The organism is Planomonospora corallina (genome assembly GCF_042650625.1).
GTDB lineage: Bacteria > Actinomycetota > Actinomycetes > Streptosporangiales > Streptosporangiaceae > Planomonospora_B > Planomonospora_B corallina.
The window spans coordinates 233,659-250,855 of the sequence record NZ_JBHSBM010000011.1 but is presented as its reverse complement, the minus strand read 5'-3'; the positions used below and the strand labels follow the sequence as shown (position 1 = coordinate 250,855).

At 72.7% G+C, this 17,197-nt stretch carries 10 protein-coding genes; 2 read left to right on the top strand and 8 right to left on the bottom strand.

The genetic code is table 11. From position 1 onward, the window contains the following. Window positions 1-7: 7 nt before the first annotated feature. Both ACFOWE_RS06045 and ACFOWE_RS06040 read left to right on the top strand, forming a co-directional pair. Window positions 8-2,848 carry a bifunctional glycosyltransferase/CDP-glycerol:glycerophosphate glycerophosphotransferase gene (locus ACFOWE_RS06045; protein WP_377285949.1) on the top strand — a complete coding sequence of 947 codons (2,841 nt, stop codon included), beginning with the start codon at window positions 8-10 and terminating at the stop codon, window positions 2,846-2,848. Beyond that, window positions 2,845-4,137, top strand: coding sequence for a glycosyltransferase (locus ACFOWE_RS06040; RefSeq protein ID WP_377285948.1), 1,293 nt, complete (start codon window positions 2,845-2,847; stop codon window positions 4,135-4,137). Before ACFOWE_RS06045 ends, ACFOWE_RS06040 begins: the two co-directional genes overlap by 4 nt. On the opposite strand, the gene ACFOWE_RS06035 is transcribed toward ACFOWE_RS06040, so the two are convergent. The 8 genes from ACFOWE_RS06035 to ACFOWE_RS06000 all read right to left on the bottom strand — a co-directional run bounded on the left by ACFOWE_RS06035 (window position 4,127) and on the right by ACFOWE_RS06000 (window position 16,831). Further along, window positions 4,127-5,167: a sulfotransferase family protein gene (locus tag ACFOWE_RS06035; protein ID WP_377285947.1), complete on the bottom strand. Its 1,041-nt coding sequence runs from the start codon at window positions 5,165-5,167 to the stop codon at window positions 4,127-4,129. The genes ACFOWE_RS06040 and ACFOWE_RS06035 overlap by 11 nt on opposite strands. Before the next feature lie 2 nt (window positions 5,168-5,169). Continuing rightward, a complete protein-coding gene (locus ACFOWE_RS06030) occupies window positions 5,170-6,180 on the bottom strand; it encodes a sulfotransferase family protein (protein WP_377285946.1) in 1,011 nt (336 codons plus the stop codon). A 133-nt stretch (window positions 6,181-6,313) separates the two neighbouring features. Beyond that, complete coding sequence (locus tag ACFOWE_RS06025; protein WP_377285945.1) at window positions 6,314-7,369, bottom strand: sulfotransferase family protein; 1,056 nt, start codon at window positions 7,367-7,369, stop codon at window positions 6,314-6,316. A 60-nt stretch (window positions 7,370-7,429) separates the two neighbouring features. Next, window positions 7,430-8,380: a CDP-alcohol phosphatidyltransferase family protein gene (locus ACFOWE_RS06020; protein ID WP_377285944.1), complete on the bottom strand. Its 951-nt coding sequence runs from the start codon at window positions 8,378-8,380 to the stop codon at window positions 7,430-7,432. A gap of 237 nt (window positions 8,381-8,617) precedes the next feature. Further along, on the bottom strand, window positions 8,618-12,067 hold the full coding sequence (locus ACFOWE_RS06015) for a bifunctional glycosyltransferase/CDP-glycerol:glycerophosphate glycerophosphotransferase (RefSeq protein ID WP_377285943.1): 3,450 nt from the start codon (window positions 12,065-12,067) through the stop codon (window positions 8,618-8,620). 113 nt (window positions 12,068-12,180) lie between these two features. Next, on the bottom strand, window positions 12,181-13,812 hold the full coding sequence (locus ACFOWE_RS06010) for a glycosyltransferase family 2 protein (RefSeq protein ID WP_377285941.1): 1,632 nt from the start codon (window positions 13,810-13,812) through the stop codon (window positions 12,181-12,183). A gap of 41 nt (window positions 13,813-13,853) precedes the next feature. After that, window positions 13,854-15,824 carry a glycosyltransferase gene (locus tag ACFOWE_RS06005; RefSeq protein WP_377285940.1) on the bottom strand — a complete coding sequence of 657 codons (1,971 nt, stop codon included), beginning with the start codon at window positions 15,822-15,824 and terminating at the stop codon, window positions 13,854-13,856. Next, on the bottom strand, window positions 15,821-16,831 hold the full coding sequence (locus tag ACFOWE_RS06000) for a class I SAM-dependent methyltransferase (protein WP_377285938.1): 1,011 nt from the start codon (window positions 16,829-16,831) through the stop codon (window positions 15,821-15,823). The genes ACFOWE_RS06005 and ACFOWE_RS06000 overlap by 4 nt, the downstream gene beginning before the upstream one ends. Window positions 16,832-17,197: the final 366 nt, after the last annotated feature.

Here is a 17,197-nt window from a genome sequence, read left to right as displayed (position 1 = left end):
GGCGGGAATGCCTCAAACTGTGATCAATGTGCCGGACTGCAGCGTGGTCGTCATCACCTACAACGACGCCCGTCGGCTGCCCCGGGCCGTGCGGTCCGTACTGGGCCAGTCGCTGCGCAACGTCGAGGTGGTCGTCGTGGACGACGCGAGCACCGACGACACCGAGCAGGTCGTCAGGGCCCTCACGGAGCAGGACCCCCGCGTCCGCTACGTGCGCAGGCGGACCAACAGCGGCGGCTGCGGGGCGCCGCGCAACACCGGGGTCGCCGCCGCCCGCGCGCCGTACGTGATGTTCCTCGACAGCGACGACCGGCTGCCCTGGCACGCCTGCAAGAGCCTGCTCGAGGAGATCGAGCGGACCGGCGCCGACTTCGTCACCGGGCAGATCTCCCGCTACTACGAGGGCAGCCGCAGGAGCCGGCGCTACTACCCCGAGCTGTTCGCCCGGCGCAGGACCGTCGAGGGGATCGCCGCCGAGCCCGAGATGTTCCTCGACTCCTTCGCCACCAACAAGCTCTACCGGATCGAACTGCTCCGCCGGGTCCCGTTCCGGGAGGACCTGCACTTCGAGGACCACGTCTTCAGCGCCGAGCTGTACTGCGCCGCCCGGAGGTTCGCGGTGGTCCCGTGGACCGTCTACAACTGGCACCGGGCCCGCGCCCGCACCGCCCCCACCTCGATCTCGCTGCGCTACGCGGAGCTGGACAACGCCCGGCAGCGCATCCGGGCGGCCCGCCTCAGCGACGAGGCGCTGCGCCGGCACGGCCACGACCACCTGCTGCCCGAGCGCCACCACCGGTTCCTCCGCCAGGACCTGCGGGTCTACCTCAACACGCTGCCCGCGCGGGACCCGGTCTGGGTCGCCGAGTTCACCACCGTCGCCCGGCCGTACCTGGCGGAGATCGACCCGGCGGTGTTCGACCGGCTCGACCCGGTCGCACGGGTCTGCTGCTCGCTGATCCTCGAGGGCAGGGCCCGCGAGCTGGCCGTCGCCGCCCGCTCCCTCAACGGCCCGCAGGCCCCGCCGCGCACCGCCGTGCGCAGGGACGGCCGGACTTACTGGGGCTCCGTCCCCTCCCCGGGCATGGACATCACCGCGCTGCGCATGGCCGAGCTGCCGTTCACCGCGAGCCGGCTCCGGCACGAGGCGGTCCTGGACGTGCGCGGCGCCCGGCTCGCCCTGACGATCCGGACCTACGACCCGTTCGGGGTGCTGGCCGCCCATCCGGGCTGGACGGCCGCGCTGAAGCTCGGCCCGCACACGGTACGGCTGACGCCCCGCGCGCAGCCCGGCGGCGGCCTCCTCAGCGAGGCGGCACTCGACCTGGCCGCGCTCCGCCCCGGCGGGCGGCTGGGCTTCGACGGCCACCACGAGCCGAAGGTCGTCGTCACCCGCCCCGACGGCCGCAGCACCTCCGACGTGCTGCTGGCGGACCCGGCCGCCGAACCGGTCAGGCTCACCGTCCCCGGCCACCGGGTCACGGTCAGGTCCGAGGGCCCGGCGGGGGTCCTGCGGGTGGCCTGGCGGCGGCAGGGCGCGCTGCGCATGGCGTCCCGGCTGGCGGGGGTCAGGACCCGCCTCGTCAGGAGGCTGGGCAGCCCGGCGCTCAAGCTCCGCGTCTACAAGGGGCTGATCAGGGTCCTGCCGCAGCGCCCGGACCTGGCGCTGTTCGAGTCCGACGTCGGCGCGGGCTACACCGGCCACCCCCGCTACGTCTACGAGGAGCTGCGCCGGCGCGGGGCGCCGGTCCGCGTGGTCTGGTCGGTCGCCCGCAACCGGCGGAACTTCCCGTCCGGCGCCCGGCTCGTGCGCCGGATGAGCTGGCGCTACGTCTGGACGATGGCCCGGGCGGGCTACTGGGTGGACAGCCACGGCCTGCCGCTGGACTACCCCAAGCCGCCGCGGACCCGCTACCTGCAGACCTGGCACGGGCAGGGCATCAAGTCGATCGGCTTCAACTCCCCCGACCTGCGCGCCGACTTCCCGGGGCCGCGCGCGCGGTGGCGGGCGGCCGTGGCCCGCTGGGACGCGCTGGTCGCGCCGAGCGCCGAGTTCGAGCGGATCTTCGTCCCGTCGAACGAGTACACCGGGCCGGTGCTCCGGTACGGCTCGCCCCGCTGCGACGTGCTGGTCCACGGCGACCCCGCGGCCGTGGGGCGGGTCCGTGAGCGCCTGGAGCTCCCGCCGGACCGCAGGGTGCTGCTGTACGCGCCGACCTACCGGGACCAGTCCAAGTTCTCCGGGGCGTCGATCCGGGCCGACCTGGCGGCGATGGCAGAGGCGCTGGCCGGCGAGTGGGTGGTGGTGCTCCGCCCCCACCCGGTCGAGCGCTACCGGGTCCCCGCCTGCCTGCGGCACTTCGTGCGGAACGCCGGATCCTATCCGGAGATCAACGACCTGATGCTGGCCTCCGACGCGCTGCTCACCGACTACTCGTCGGTGATGTGCGACTACGCGGTCACCGGCAGGCCCATGCTCTTCCTGATCGACGACTGGGACGAGTACCGCCGGGTGGAGCGGGGCGTCTACCACGACCTGCCGGCGATCGCACCGGGCCCGTGCCTGAACACCACTGAGGAGCTGATCTCCGCACTGCGCGACCTGGACGCGGTCTCCGCCTCGTTCGCCGCCAAGTACGCCGCCTTCCGCGAGCTGTGGTGCGCCGACGAGAGGGGGGAGGCGAGCGCCCGGGTGGTCGACGCCTTCTTCGGTCCCGAAGCCCCCCCGGACCGGCCCCGCCCCGCCGTCCCCGCCCGGCCCCCCGCCCGGGCCGCCGCGGAGGGGACGGCCGCGGTGAACGGCCGGAGCCGTACGGAGGACGCGGAGCGGCTGGGGAGCGAGAGATGAGCCGGGAGACGCGCCGAAAGACGCGCACCGTCGTGTTCGCCTGCCTGGACGCCGACACCCTGGGCGGGATCCAGCGGGTCACCCACACCGTGGCGCAGGGCCTGGCCGAGCGCGGGCACGACGTGCACGTGGTCGGGCTGCACCGGGCCGAGCACCCGTTCCGCTACGTGGAGCGGCCCTCCTACCGGCGCCACGTCGTCCACCGGACCCCGGCGGGCTCGCTCTCCCGGCCCGCCCGGTGGCGCGAGCGGCGGCGGCTGGCCGCCCTGTTCGGCCGGCTGGGCCCCGGCTTCGCGGTGCTGTCGTCGCCGAGCGTGGTGACCCGGATCAGGACCCTGCTCCCGGAGCACCTGCTGGCGATCGGCCAGTACCACGGCTCCTACCAGCACGCCCGCGGCTCCTGGCACCTGCGCTCGGTCCGCGGCCACTACGGCCGCCTGGAGAAGGCGGTGTTCGTCAGCGAGGACGACGCCTGGTCGTTCTCCGAGCACGCGCGGCTGCCCAACGCCTGGTCCATCCCGAACCCGCTGCCCGCCTGGCCCGCTCGGACCGCCGGCCTGACCGCCCGCCGGGTGCTCGGGGTCGGCAGGCTGGAGGGGGTCAAGCGCTTCGACCGGCTGATCTCGGCCTTCGCCCTGGCCTGCGGGACCATCGGGACCATCAGGGACGTCGGAGGCGTCGGGGACGTCGGGGACGTCGGGGACGTCGGGGACGTCGGGGGCAGGGCGGGCGGCCGGGCCCCCGGCGGGACCGGAGGGCCCGGCGGTCCGGCCGCGGCGGGGAGGGCCGCGGAACCGCCGCGGAGCGGGGCGGACGGCTGGGAGCTCCACCTGATCGGCGAGGGCGCCGAGGAGGAGCGGCTGCGGGCGCACGCCCGGGCGTGCGGGGTGGCGGACCGGGTGGTGTTCCGGGGGGCGGTACCCGCGGCGGAGATGGCGCGCGAGTACCTCGGCGGCTCCTTGCTGGGCCTGTCCAGCGAGCACGAGGGGCTCCCGCTGGCCGTCGCGGAGGCCGCCTCCCACGGGGTGCCCGCGGTCGCCTTCGACGTCTCCGGCGGGGTCCGGTCACTGGTCGCGGACGGGGAGACGGGGCTGCTGGTCCCCCCGGCCGACGTGGACGCCTTCGCGGCGGCGCTGGCCGCACTGATGTTCCCGGCGGCGGACGGCGGCGGAGACCCCCTCGAGCGGAGGCGGCGCCTGGGCGCCGGGGCCCGCGCCCGCGCCGGGGAGTTCCGGCTGGAGCGGGTCCTGGACCGCTGGGAGGAGCTCTTCGAGCACGTCATCCGGTGAGCGCGGGCTCCAACCGCGGGAGCGGCAGGCCGGCCAGCTCCAGCTGGGCGGAGGTCAGCTGCGCGGCCACCGGGTTCGGCTCGCGGAGCCGTACCACCCGGTCCAGGGCGGCCCGCTTGGTCCGGGCCAGCCGCCGCATGGTCGCGGTCCGCTCGTAGGCGAGCAGCTGCGCGGCGGAGGCCTTCGGCGCCCCGCTCAGCTCGTAGCCGTACTCCTCCAGCCGGTCGCCGAGCACGCTCTCGCAGAGCGCGATCTCCTCCGGCTCCAGCCGGTCCCGCCACGAGCCGGACCGGACCGTGGTCACCTCGCGGTGGGTGTTGACGTGCCAGGTCTTGTGCTCCGGAACGGCGACGCCCGCCACCCGGCTCGGCTCGCACATCGCCGGGTCGAACTCCTCGCCCAGAAACGCGCAGAGCGTGCGCAGCTCGCCCTCCGGGTCGGCGGTCAGGTCCTCGTAGCGCAGCTCGTGGTAGCTGCCCGCGGGCAGCTTCGGCGCGCGGTGGCGGGCGAAGTCGATCGCCTCGGCCCAGGTGGAGACCGAGCTGTGCACGGTCCCGGTGTGCCAGGGCATCTCCTTCAGCGACGCCACGCAGTCCCGGCCGTCCCGGATCAGGTGGACGAACTGCGCGTCCGGGAAGAGCCGGAGCAGCACGTCGACGTTCTGGAAGTAGGAGGGCCGCTTGTCGCCCCAGCGCGGCTTGCCGAACCGGGCCGCGTAGGCCCGCAGCACGACGCCCAGCGCCGAGCCGAGCGTCGGCGGGCCGGTGACGATCTGCTCGGCCACCTCCGCCGCGTCCAGCCCCAGCTGGTGGAAGCGGGACTGGCGGCGGTTCACCAGCCACTCGGCGAGCTCCCGGCGGCACGCGGGGTCGGTGAGGTCGCCGAAGTGGAGCCGCCGCTGGTAGGCGGAGATCATGAACCGGGTCTCCGGCGGGATCGCGACGCGCGGGTGGGCGTGCAGCATGAGCTGGAGCATCGTGGTGCCGGAACGCGGGCACCCGATGACGAAGATCGGCCTGTCGGACTGCATGATCACGCCCTCGTGAGTTCGCTCAACTGCCGGGTGGTGAGCCGCGCGGCCACCGGCCCCGGCTCGCGGAACCGGTTGATCCGGTCCCGTACCTCCTGGCGCCGGCGGGCCCGGCGCCTCCTGCCCGCGACCGCCTCCACCGCGGCGACGTGGTCCTTGCCGGCCTTCGGCGCGTCGGTCAGCTCGTAGCCGCAGGCGACCAGCCGCCCGGCGAGCACCGTCTCGCAGAGCGAGACCTCCCACGGCTCCAGCCGCTCCTTCCAGGCCCCGGACCGGGCGGTGGTCACCTCGCCGTGGGTGCCGCCGTGCCAGGACCTCTGCCGCGGGATCGTCAGCCGCGCCAGGTGGTACGGCTCGGCCATCGCCGGGTCGTAGTCCTCGCCGAGATAGGCGCAGAGCCTGCTCAGCTCGGCCTCCGGGGCGGCGGTCAGGTCCTCGTAGCGCAGCTCGTAGTAGCTGTCGGCCGGGAGCCTCTTGGCGTGGCGGCGGCCGAAGTCGATCGCCTCGGCCCAGTTGTTCACCGCGTGGAAGACGTCCTTGTTGTACCAGGGCATCTCCTTCAGCGACGCCACGCAGTCCCGGCCGTCCCGGATCAGGTGGACGAACTGCGCGTCCGGGAACAGGCGCAGGAGCATGTCCACCTGGTGGTAGTAGCTGGGCCGCTTGTCGCCCCAGCGCGGCTTGCCGTACCGCGCGGCGTAGGAGCGGAAGGCGATGCCGAACGCCGACCCCAGCGTGGGCGGCCCGGCGACGACGTCCTCGACGAACCGGTCCCCGTCGAGTTTGAGCTCCCTGAACCTGGTGTCCCTGTCGTCGGCGATCCACCGGCCCAGGCGGCGCCGGTTGACCTCCAGGCGCAGGTCCCCGAAGGTGAACCGGCGGTAGTAGCCGGGGACCACGAACCGGGTCTCCGGCGGCACCGCGATGCGCGCGTGCGAGTGCAGCATCAGCTGCAGCATCGTCGTGCCGGAACGCGGGCACCCGATGACGAAGATCGGCCTATCGGACTGCATCACGACGAACCCCCGTGGGAAGTCTGCGACGGAAAACATCGGCCTGCGCGCCACCGGAGCGGCGGGGATGGCCGTCCGGGACGGGAGGACCGTCCGGGACCGGCGGAGAGTCCGTCCACCGGCGCCGCGGAGGTCAGTGGGCGGCGAGGACCGGCGTCTCCTGCGGGACCGGCAGGCCGGCCAGCTCCAGCTGGGCGGAGGTGAGCCGGGCCGCGACCGGGTTCGGCTCGCGGAGCCGCGCCATCCGGTCGGAGAAGGCCCGCCGGCTCCGAGTCACCCGGCGCGCGGCGACGGTCTGCCGGTAGGCGAGCAGCTGCGACTTGGTGGGCCTCGGCGCCCCGCTCAGCTCGTAGCCGTACTCCTCCAGCCGGTCGCCGAGCACGCTCTCGCAGAGCGAGACCTCCCACGGCTTCAACCGGTCCCGCCACGAGCCGGACCGGACCGTGGTCACCTCGCGGTGGGTGTTGACGTGCCAGGTCTTGTGCTCCGGCACCGCGACGCCCGCCACCCGGCTCGGCTCGCACATCGCCGGGTCGAACTCCTCGCCCAGGAACGCGCAGAGCGCGCGCAGCTCGCTCTCCGGGTCTGCGGTCAGCCTCTCGTAGCGCAGCTCGTGGTAACTGCCCGCGGGCAGCTTCGGCGCGCGGTGGCGGGCGAAGTCGATCGCCTCGGCCCAGATGGCGACCGCGTGGTAGATCTCCTTGTTGTACCAGGGCATCTCCTTCAGCGACGCCACGCAGTCCCGGCCGTCCCGGATCAGGTGGACGAACTGCGCGTCCGGGAAGAGCCGGAGCAGCACGTCGACGCTCTTGAAGTAGGAGGGCCGCTTGTCGCCCCAGCGCGGCTTGCCGAACCGGGCCGCGTAGGCCCGCAGCACGACACCCAGCGCCGAGCCGAGCGTGCCCGGCCCCTCGATGATCTCCCGGCTCACCTCGGCGGCGTCGATCCCCAGGTCCTCGAAGCGGTTCTGCCGGCGGTTCACCAGCCAGTCGGCCAGCTCCGCGCGGTTCACCGGGTTGTCGAGGTCGCCGAAGTGGAGCCTCTTCTGGTAGGCCGCGAGCATGAACCGGGTCTCCGGCGGCACCGCGATGCGCTGGTGGGCGTGCAGCATGAGCTGCAGCATCGTGGTGCCGGAACGCGGGCACCCGATGACGAAGATCGGTCTGTCGGACTGCATCTCGGACTGCATCACACGAACCCCCGTGAAAGATTTGGTCGAACAGGTGTGCCGGCCTGACGGACGCGCCGGTCAGACGGACACGCGCTGCGGCCCCCGCGGAACCGGTACGGCGGGCACCGCCGTCCGGGTCAGCCGCCACAGCTTGTAGACGAGGAACGCCTCGTTCAGCAGGAGCAGCGCACCCGCCGTGACGGAGACGGGCAGCAGCGCCCCGGCGCCGAGCAGCGGCGCCAGCACGAACACCGCGGCGTGGAACTCGATGCCGCTCATCAGGTGCGTGCGCACCCGGTAGCGGGCGAGGAACCGGCCGAGCGCGCGGTACCCCTCCAGCGCCCGGGCCCGCCAGGACCGCGGGGCGGCACCGTACAGCTCGGCGGACCCCCCGGCCTGCGGGACGGCACCGTACGGGACGTACTCCCCGGCGGGCGAACCGACCGCGTACGACCCGGTGGACAGGCCGGCCGCGTACGGCCCGGCATATCCCCCGGCCGCGTACGGCCCGGTGTGCTCCCCGGCCGCGTGCTCCTGCGGTCCCCGGATCTCCCGGACCGCCTCGCGCACCCGCTTCATCTGCGAGGAGTTCACGTAGCGGAACAGGTCCAGCACCGCGACCCCCGCCCCGAGCAGGACGTAGGCCAGCTCACCGGTCGCCGCGTACTGCCCGAACGCCAGCCCGGCCGCGCAGCAGAGCTCACGGACGCGGTCGCCCACGAAGTCGACCCACTGGCCGAACAGCGTGCCCGTGCCCTTGAGCCGGGCGATCTTGCCGTCCATGCAGTCGACCGTGAAGCTCACGTAGAACAGCACGGCCCCCGCCGCGAGCTGTCCCAGCGCGAAGGCGGCCGCGGCCCCCAGGCCGAGCACCATCGACAGGCAGGTCAGCGCGTTGGGCGTGACGTCCGTGCGGTTCGCCGCGACCACCGTGAGCCTGCACGCCACCGGATCGACGAAGAAGACCGTCCACCATGAGTCCTTCTGCTTGCAGGTGGTGCGGACGTCGTCCAGTGAGTAGGCCCTCATGCCTGCCAGCATGACTACCGGGACCTGCCGGGAATCAACGGTCTGTAACCACCGGAAGGTCTCCATGCCACTTCTTGACCAACACGGGTCGCTGCCCCGATTTGCCTTTACACAGGAAGAAGCCCGTGAAGCGCCTTCTCCGGTCCTGCCCCGCGGATGAGCACGCCGTCACTGTCCGCGCTCACCGCCACAGCACGACCGGGAACCCGCTCCGCGGGCCCCGCGGTGGCCGCCGGATCAGCCGAAGACCGCCTCCACGACCCGGGCGGCCGCACCGCCGTCGTCGAGCCCGCAGTGCCTCGCCGTGAAGGCCTCGTAGCGTTCCGCGTACTCCCCGGCGACCGCGTCGATCCCCTCCAGCGCGGCGACCACCTCGTCCGTGCCGCGCAGGAGCGGGCCGGGCGCCCCGGCGAAGTCGAAGGCCAGGCCGCGGCCGTGGTCGCGGTAGTGCTCCAGGTCGTAGATGTAGAAGAGCATCGGACGGCGGGTCACCGCGAAGTCGAACATCGCCGACGAGTAGTCGGTGACCAGGACGTCGGCCACCAGATACAGCTCCTGGACGTCCGGGTAGGCCGACACGTCGGCGACGAACCCGTCACCGGCGCCGGGCACCCGGCCCACCGTGTCGAGGTGCCTGCGGACCAGCAGCACGTGGTCCGCGCCCAGCCGCTCCCGCATCCGCGCCAGATCCAGCCGGAGGTCGAACCGGTAGCGGCCCCGGCCGGCCGGTCTGTCCTCCCGGCGGGCGGGGAGGTAGAGCACGACCTTCTTGTCCCGAGGCAGGCCGAGCCGCCGTCTCACCCGCTCCGCCAGCTCCTCCCGTCCCGGCCGCACCAGCACGTCGTTGCGCGGGCGGCCCGTCTCCAGCGTCGTGCCGGAGAACCGGAAGGCGTCGCGGAGCAGAGGCGTGCACCACGGACCGGGCGAGACCAGGTAGTCCCACTGCGCGACCCGTACGGCCAGCCGTTCCTGCTCATCGGCCGTCTGCGGCGTCCCGGCGGCGTCGAACCCGGTGCGCTTCACCCCGCCCCCGTGCCAGGTCTGCAGGACCGTCTGCCCCGGCCGGCGCTCGAACCACTGCGGCAGGTGCGCGTCGGCGACGACGTGGCGGCAGCGGGCGAGCGCCTCGTAGTGGTCGGCGCCGCCCCACCGGACGGGCGTCACCCCCGGCGGCAGCTCCACCTGCCCGTCGCGGACCACCCACAGGAACTCGAGGCCGGTCCCCCGCCTCCGCAGTTCCTCGTAGACGGCCTTCGGGTCACCGCAGAAGCGCCTGCCCTCCTGGCAGTCGAACAGCACGGCCCGCCGGAGCGGTTCCCGGCGCCACGCCGGGTAGCGCGCGGTCCGCAACTCCCGCTGGTTCTTCGCGCCGTGCTCCTCCGCCGTCAGATCCGGACCCACCACGAGCACGGCGTGCCCGGCGCCGTCGTTCTCGAGGGAGAACTCCCGTCCCTCGCCCGCGTGCTCGACGGGACCGAGGTCCGCTTCGAGGGGGAGGTCGCGTGCCGGGGTCCGCAGGGCCAGGCCGTACCGTCCCTCGGGGAGCGGGAGCGTGCCCGCCAGGGACTCCACCGCCGCGCAGGTGACGACGGCCTCGAACCTGGTGCCGTCCCGGCGGACGGGGAACGACCACTCGTCGCGGCGGTCGGCGGAGAGCACGACGAGGCGCTCCGGAGCCTCCCCGATGTCGGCGAAGCCCCCGGCGAGCAGCAGCCGCGCGCCGGACGACCACCCGGCGTGCTCCACCGTGGCGGCCGGGGGCTGCACGCGCAGGGCGAACCCCCCGGTCGCCGACGGACCCGCGACGACCTCCCGGTCCCCGTGCACCCGGCGGTACACGTCCAGGCCGTCGATGACCGGCCACGACCTCCCCGTCGGCTTCCCGGTCTTCCCTTCGGTGATCCGGGCCCGCCACTCCACCTTCGTGTCCAGGGCCAGGGCGTCGGGGCCGGCGGGGTCGAGCCGGGGCAGCCGCGCGGGCAGCACGTCCCTCAGGTCGAACTCCGCGGTGAAGGACCCGCCCGCGACGCGGACCGGATAGGGCAGGACCGTCCCGCCCGGCCGGCGGACCAGTTCCAGGACGGGCGCGGCCGGGGAACCGGAGACCCGCCCGGTCAGCCGGATCCGGTCTCCGTCCGTCTCCCGTGCGGTGAGCCGGAAGCGCTCCGGTTCCAGCCTGAGGACGAAGTCGTCGTTCCCCGCCCGTCCGGGCACCGCCCGCAGGCCCGGCCGGACCTCGAAGGCGTTCTCCCGGAACTCGTCCCGGCCGCCCGCCCGCAGCCGTTCGCGCCGCACCATGCCGCGGTGGACCACCAGCAGCTCGACGTGCCAGGCCGAGCCCTCCGGACCGGCGGTCAGCCTGTCCGGATCGACGGCGAGGCGGAAACCGCCCCAGTCGCGCTGCCGGCGGCTGTCCCTCGCGTACTCGGCAGGGGCCGCCCGCACGGCGGTGACCGGGACGCGGATCCGCCGCCCGCCGTCGGAGCTCACCAGCCAGGCGAAGACCTGCTGGTGCACCCGCCGGGTGGGGCGGAGGTACCGTACGGCGGCCCGGCCCTCGATGACGAGGCGTCCCGCCTCCCAGCGCACGTCGTCCAGCCGCTGCACCAGGGTCAGCTCGCCGCTCAGGCTGGTCGCCTCGGCGGGCAGGCCGTCCACCGGGGCCTGGAGACGGTACCGGGCCCCCCGGCGGACGGCCTTCGGCTCGGTCGCGCGCTCCCAGGCGAGTCCCGCCAGCACGTCGGCCAGGTGGCCTCGCCGTACCAGGTGCCAGAGCACCCGGCGAGGCGCGGGGAGCGCGGCCAGGACGGCGGGGTCGACCTCGTCGAGATAGCCCGCGGCGAGTTCCATGAACCGCCGCCGGTAGGCGTCGTCGCCCCGGGGCAGCACGTTCAGGAAGAGGGCGAGGTCGCTGTCGAGGACGGTGCGGTCCCACGCGGGGACGTGCCCGGCGAAGCCCCCGGCCAGCAGGAAGTCGCGGACCGACCGCACCGCGGTGAACCGGTCCTCGGCCCCCTTGACCTGCGCGCGGTCCTGGGTGATCGACTGCTGTTCGCCCTCCCGCTCCCGCCACAGGTAGACGTCTTCCGTCAGCACGTCCACCGTCTTGGCCAGGAAGTGGGCGGGCAGCGCGACCGCGATGTCCTCGTAGAGCACTCCCTCCGGGAAGGCGAAGCCGTGCTCGTCCCAGAAGGAGCGGCGCCAGAGCTTGTTGGTGACCAGGCGGTCCCGGAGCAGGGCGTCGTAGGAGGTGACGTGCGTCCGCCGGACCGGGCGGGCGCAGACCACCCGGTGCATCGGGGGCTGCCGCATCCTCCGCCCGCCGAACCGCTTGACGTTCCCCGACACCAGGTCGGAGCCGGTCTCCAGCAGGCTGCCGGCCATGGCCTCCAGCGCGTGCAGCGGCAGCAGGTCGTCGCTGTCGAGGAAGGCCACGAACTCCCCCGACGCCCGGCTCAGCCCCGCGTTGCGCGCGGCGCCGAGGCCGGCGTTCGCCTGGCGCAGGAGCCGGAAGCGGGGGTCGCGCTCCTGGTACTCCTCGGCGATCCCGGCGCTGGCGTCGGGAGAGCCGTCGTCGACCATGACGACCTCGATGTCCCGCCAGGTCTGGGCCGCCAGCGACTCCAGGCACGCCCGCAGGTAGGGCTCGACGTTGTAGACCGGCACGATGACGCTGATCAGGGGCACTGGTCATCCCTTTCGTCCGCGGAGACCGTCCCGTCCCGCGTGTCGTTCCCGATACGCGCAACCGCCGGACCCGGCCGCCGGGCGCGCCCCGGTCGCCGGATACGGCTTACACCTCAGGAGGTTCCCGCTTCCTTCCATCCCCCTGGCCGACGGCGGGCCCTGCCTATCCCGACCAGCCGCAGTCCCTTCCCGAAAGCCCGGGGCAGCAGCTTCGCGGAGCGGTCGGCCCGCCACCGCGGCAGCCCCTGCGCCTCCCTCTTCCACCGCCGGGCGCGCTCCTCCCACTTCTCCGCCCGCTTCCGCCACCGTTCGGCCCGCGCGACGAGCTCGGCCGGGGAAACGAGGCGCTCGTCACCGGCGGGGAGAATCCCCCACTTCCGGCCGTCCTCCCAGACCGTGCCGAAAACCCGGTGGATCACATCGTCCAGGTCGTCACCGGGCGAGACGAGCATCCGGGCGCGCCTGACGGCCGCGGTCCGCTCCAGCCGGGCCGCCACCACGTCGGCACGCTCGTCCAGCGCCAGGCTGATCAGGCCGAGGGCGCCGTCGTCGGCGAACTCGACAAGCCGCCGCAGAGCGTCCGCGTCGGGCACCCACCCTGCCGGGCACGTGAACCGGAACGGCGCGGGGAAGGCCGTCTCGGTGATCTCCTCCACGAAACGGACCCGGCTCTCCCCCCGATAGGTCTCCCTGACGAGACGCAGGTCCAGTAGCGGGTCGTCCAGCGGGGAGCGGCGCTCGTCGGTGAGCAGATGCCAGGGGCCGGCGAGGACGACGGACACGTCGGACATCCAGCCCGTCAGGAGACCGTCGACGGTGGCCCGCACGTCCTCCAGCGAGCGGTTCTCGGCGGCGACCACCGCCTCCACCGTGGGTACGAGGTACTGCCGTCCGGAGGACTTCGGCGGGCGGTAAGTGCGGTAGGGGACTCTCTCCGCCATGAAGGGCCGGGTGTACCGCTTGACCTCGTCCTGGCGGCGCATCACCGTGGAACTGCCCAGGTGGCGGCAGTGCGACTCCCGGTCCGCGACGAAGACCGCGCCGGCCTGCGCCAGACGGTAACCGATCTCGGTGTCCGAGCCGCGCAGCAGCGAGGTGTCCATGCCTCCCGCCGACCAGTACAGCCGCCTCGGCAGGGACACCGTGGCGCCGACGTGGAGCCGGAAGACACCCAGGCCGGCCTGGCGGAGATCCCCGGTCCGGTCCCACACCGCCTCGGTCCACTGGGGGACGCCTTCGTCCTCATCGAAAAGCTTGTTCACGGCCCCCGCCGACACGGCGGCGTGCACGTCCTGGGCGCTCAGGCTGCCGGGTGTGTGGTCGTTGAACCGCAGATGCCCGAGGGCCACCAGGTAGTCGGCCAGATGATGCCAGCGCATCTGCGCCTCCACATGTTCCCGGCACAGCACCAGATCCGCGTCGAGCCGGTGGACGACGTCGCCCTCCGCGACCGCCACCCCGCTGTGGAAGGCGTTGGCGATCCCCCAGCCGGACCGGGGGCGGATGACACGCGTGTTCTCGGGGACCAACTCGGGAAGACGGAGCGGTTCCTCCTCGTCCCCGTCGTCGACGACGATGACCTCGGTCAGGTGACCCGGGTAGCTCTGCGCCGCCAGGCCGGCGAGGGTGAGCTCAAGGGTGTCGCCGCACCGGTACGCCGGGATCACGACGCTCACCGTGCGCCGGGGCGACCAGGCTCCCAGTTCCGGAGGGGTCAGGCAGCCGAAGTCGTTCAGCCGGATCAACGGCCTGGGTATCACATCCGCATCCGTAATCGGACCCTGCATCACTGCTGCCCTTCTCTGGTGGCGGCACCGCCGCTCATGACTGAACGTTCTTCGCCTGTGGAGCCGCCCATCTCCATCAGCGGATTCGCGTGGAAACCCCGCCACTGACGGCGGTAGCTCCCCAGGAACGTGGTCAGCGGCTCCTGCCAGGTGTGGCCCGATATGCGTCGGCGACTGACGATGTAGTTGAACCCGTGCGTGCGGTAGATCCGCCCTCCGGCGGAGGAGACCGCCTCCAGCAGCTGGCCGTCCACGGTCCGGGGGATCGGCCGGAAACCGCCCGCCTCGTCGAGTGCCGCCCGCGATACCAGCATGGAGCTGCCGGCCACGCGGTCGGCGTAGGTCTCCGTCCTGATCTCACGGTGGATGGTGACGTCTATGGCATCCAGGTAAACGAACTCGGAGGCGGTCCCCACCAGATCGGCGTTCGAATACCGCTGGGCGAGCAGCAGGTCCGACAGATGATCAGGGCCGTACCAGTCGTCGTCGTCCATCTTGGCCAGGAACGTTCCCCGAGCCCGCCGGGCGGCCCGGTTGAGCACTTCGCCGAACACCCGGTCCCCGTCCTCCTCGATCACGGTGATCTCGCCCCCGTACGAGGAGATCGCCCCCGCGACCGCGGGGAGATCCCGCGGGAAGCCGTGCAGGGAGAGCACGACCTCCACCTCCACCCCTCGCTGCCGGGCCACCTGCCCCAGCGCGAACTCCACCATCTCCGGTCTCCGGGTGCACAGGAGCACCGAGACCGCGGGCCGCTCCGGCACCGGCACGTTCCTCGTCCGGGCAAGCGCCCGCCACCTGGCCACCGTGCCGTGCGACGCCAGCGCCGCGCGCCGCAGCCGGATGCTGAACTCCTCCCGGGACAGCGGGTCGGCCAGGTCCTCCGGACCGAAGCGGCTCATCGCCTCCACCAGTCCGGGCCCGAGCACAGCACGCCATTCCGGCCCGGGATCGGCCACCACAGGCACGCCCGCGGCGGCCAGACCGCAGACGATCCGGGCAAGACCGGCGGATGGCCCGCACGGCTCCCGACCGAGATCCACCGTTACGCCCAGGAGCCCCCGCGTCCGGGCGACGTCCACCTCCGTCAATGCCCCGGACCGGGGAACGCGGGCGACGACGTCACCGTGAGCGGTTATCTCGTAGGCTTCACCGCCGTCGTGGATCTCGCCGACGGGGCCGCCGACGGCCGAGGTGAAGCCGATGGGGCAGATCGAGATCTCGTCGACCGGAGGAAGATCGTCCGGAGCGAGCGAGGGCGCCGGTCCGTTCCGGGCGTCCACCCCGGCATTCCCGGCGACGCCGTCCGGGATGCCTGCCCGGTCGATCGGGTGAACGTCCGGGATCCGCCACGGCGGGGCCCCGGTTCCCACCGTCCTCAGGAAGAGATCTGAGCCCGGTGCCGCTCTCCTGCCGGGGATCGGTCCCAGCAGGGAGGCGAGTGTGACGTTGGGGTCTCCCGGCCGCCAGTGGCACGAGCCGGCACCGGCCAGCGCGACCACCGGCATGTACGGCGTGCTCAGCGAGCGGCCCGTCAGGCCTCGGGAGACCGCTTTGAGCACCTCCCCCGCCGGAGCACGCGTGCCGAATCCCACTTCGGCCCACCACGAGCCGTCGTCCCCGCGGCGGAGCCGGACGTCCAGCAACCCGTTCCAGCACCGCGCGTTGCCGGGGACCGGCACCGGCGGCGTCCGCCAGTCGGGAGACTCCGCGATGGCCACGGTGACCGTGGCCGCATGGGGCAGGAGTCCCGCCAGGGGGACCGCCCGTCGCAGATCGGCGGGCGTCCGCGCAATGAGGGTGAGGCGTTCCGTCTCAGCCGGCGCGAGCGGTGCGTCGGTCGCCGCGCGGTCCAGGTCCGTCCAGTGCCCGACGGCATCGCCGGCCAGCCGCGTCAGCAGGCCGGCCTGCCCTCCGAACCCGATATGGCAGCCTTGGAAGAGAGAGGGGCAGACGGACCTGCCGTTCATCCGGAGCTCCTGACGAACATGTCCAGCCCTTTGTTCCCCCTGTTGTCGGAGCGGACCAGCCCCGGGAACTCCGCCGCCCAGCGGTCGCTCACCGCGCTCTCCTCTTCCCTCCTGGTGTCGTCGAGGAAGACCGCCACCTGGTCGGCGCAGCGGGGCAGGAGGATCGGAAGAGCTGGGTAACGCGCGAGAGGTCCCGTGGCGCCGGGCGGGCCGTCGACGAAGAGCAGACCGATCTCCGCCAGATCCTCCACGGCGTCGAGCGCGTACCACTGCCAGCTCTCCTCGCCGTTTCTCCACTCCCGCAGCTGGGCGAGCCGCACGTCGACGACGTCCGACAGGCCGTGGGCCTCGACGAGAGCGCGGGACAGCTCCGCGTAGTGCGGGTCGTGCTCGAGGGCGATGATCGTCGATCCCGTGCGCTCCGCGACATAGCCCATCCAGACGCTGGACGATCCGCTGCCGCACTCCACGATCACCTTCGGCTCGGTCCGGAGGATCCACTCGATCATCGGACGGAGCGCGTCGGCGGAGGCCGCCCAGTTCACCAGCGGCGGGAGCGGCGCTCTGGGGCTGATGAGCGCCCGCAGGTCGACGAACGCCTCGGTCTGGGCATAGGTGTCGCGGACGGTGCGCTCCAGCGCGCGGAACTTCCTGTCCACCAGGGTGAACTCACGCTCCATACGGGCCTGGGAGGCGGCTGCGGCCTTGACCTGTCCGTGGTGCCGGCTCTCCTCCGCCCTCTCCAGCGAGTCCAGCCTTCTCCTGACGTGCCTCAGCTCTCCGCGCACCCGCCTCGTCCGTTCCGTGTTCCGCAGGCAGTCCCTGAGAAGGGAGTCCATCCGGAGGAACACCAGCAGACCCGCCGAGACGGAGACGGCGGAGAAGGCGGGGACGAAGAACCGCTCCCCGACGACCTCGAACCCGTAGGCCAGCACCAGCGCCGACGCTGCCGTTCCGTAGAGCGCCACCGCCATGTGTTTCCTGCTTCTTAACACCTTCAATGACATGGGCGCCTCCGTGGATATTTAGCGACCCGCACATGCGAACGACAGAGAGGATCACCCAGAAATTGACCGGAAAATAATTCGATGCCCATCAAAGACAAATTGTCGATCATTCCCGTATGACACATCGACACAAATGATCGAATATAGTTCACCACAACCCCCTCCCCGACGGGATGAGACGGCACGTCGATTCACGATCAATAACTAGCCCTCTGCCCGCACATCGGAACGCCCCAGGAAACCACACTCGCAACAGACATCCACTCATTCCCGACAAGCGGCCCAGAACAGAAATACCAAATTCGAGCAAATCTCCATGAGCAGCTCCGAGGTGTTCGACTCATCGCTACCCCATCTATCGGCCGA